We start from the raw sequence: 1,471 nt of genomic DNA on the forward strand, positions 1-1,471 counted from the left end.
ATATATTTTCAAAAAAGTCAGTTTGTAAATTGATCTTTAATAGAATGCAAAAAAGAGAATGGATGTATTTCAATATATTAATCTGAAAATTTGGTTAATCTAGGTGATTGTAGTATCAATATAAAATGAAACTGTATTAGGCTTTAAGGAAGTGAGATTTGTAGTGTCATGAAGGGAAGCATAATGTAGATATCTGACGATGGGGTATCAGTGTGAGAATTGTTTTCTTTGGTGAAGCGCTTGTTGAAATTAATCACTCTACTAAGTTTTCTACTTATGGTGGGGATGTTCCGAATATTGCGTTGTATCTCTCTCGCCTAGGGCAATCACGCTCTATCTCAGTCAGCTATGCGACGGCGTTAGGGACGGATAAGCTATCTTTATCGTTATTGGCATGTTGGCAGCAGGAGAATATAGATACCAGTTTGGTGCGTTACTTTTCGACTAAATTTCCCAACTTGTGTTATATCGAAACTGATAGTGAAGGCATGTACTTCCGACACTTTTGGAATAAAGATAATGCAGCTCGCTATTACTTTTCATCTGGTGCATTCTCATCAAGCATATCACCGCTTGAAGTTGCTCTTCATAAATATAATTACCATGCTATTTATATTAGTGCGGTCAGTTTTGGTTTATTAACTGAAGAGGCAAAAGCCATCCTGCTAGTTTTAATAGAAAAATTTAAACGAAAAGGAGGTAAGGTTTATTTTGATAACCGATATCGAGCAGAATTGTGGACGCCACAACAAGCAAAATATTGGATATGCCAGTTATTACCTTATATTGATATTGCTTTTATTGATGCGAAAGATGAGCAATATATATGGGGCAAAGAAGATAAGATCATTGAGCGGTATAACCGTGTTAATTGTCGTGAGTTGATCATTAAGCAATACCCATCCCTTCATAATTATCAAAGTCAGTTAGATGATTTAGCTGTTTCCTCGGAACACACATCAGTAAGTGTATCGGTGATCCAAGCGATACAACCAAATATAAGTACAATATATTTTACTGATAACGCCTTTATTGCTGGTTATCTTACTGGCAGGATCAGTGGAAAAAGTGTGGAGCATTCTGTGAAGTTAGGAAAAGTATTGTCCCAGAGAGTACTTGAGCATCCTACGGCTGTGATCCCAGCTGCAGCGATGCGGGATATGATGTAATGCATGCATAACTTACGAGCTGAATTCTATAATTTGGTTGCAAAATAATCGCTTAGCATTAATTTCTAAAAAATAGTATTGACTCAAATGCTACATTCCGTAGAATGCACCCCATACCGAAGAGCAACCAGCTTCTCGGTGAGAAACAAAGGCGCGTTGGCAGAGTGGCTATGCAGCGGATTGCAAATCCGTGGACCTCGGTTCGACTCCGGGACGCGCCTCCATTTGCGACACTAGCTCAGCTGGTAGAGCGCAACCTTGCCAAGGTTGAGGTCACGAGTTCGAACCTCGTGTGTCGCTCC

1 protein-coding gene and 2 tRNA genes are annotated in these 1,471 nt (G+C 39.2%); all 3 read left to right on the forward strand.

The genetic code is table 11. The features are described from left to right. Nucleotides 1–212 precede the first annotated feature (212 nt). The 3 genes from E5A76_RS03385 to E5A76_RS03395 all read left to right on the forward strand — a co-directional run bounded on the left by E5A76_RS03385 (nt 213) and on the right by E5A76_RS03395 (nt 1,469). Nucleotides 213–1,169, forward strand: a complete 957-nt coding sequence (locus tag E5A76_RS03385; protein ID WP_161118100.1) for a PfkB family carbohydrate kinase — start codon at nt 213–215, stop codon at nt 1,167–1,169. A gap of 150 nt (nt 1,170–1,319) precedes the next feature. Then, a tRNA-Cys gene (locus E5A76_RS03390) sits at nt 1,320–1,393 on the forward strand. Between the two features lie 3 nt (nt 1,394–1,396). Next, nucleotides 1,397–1,469 (forward strand) — tRNA-Gly (locus E5A76_RS03395). The last annotated feature ends 2 nt before the right edge of the window (nt 1,470–1,471 follow it).

It is taken from the genome of Photobacterium lucens, from assembly GCF_009873615.1.
Taxonomy (GTDB): Bacteria; Pseudomonadota; Gammaproteobacteria; order Enterobacterales; family Vibrionaceae; genus Photobacterium; species Photobacterium lucens.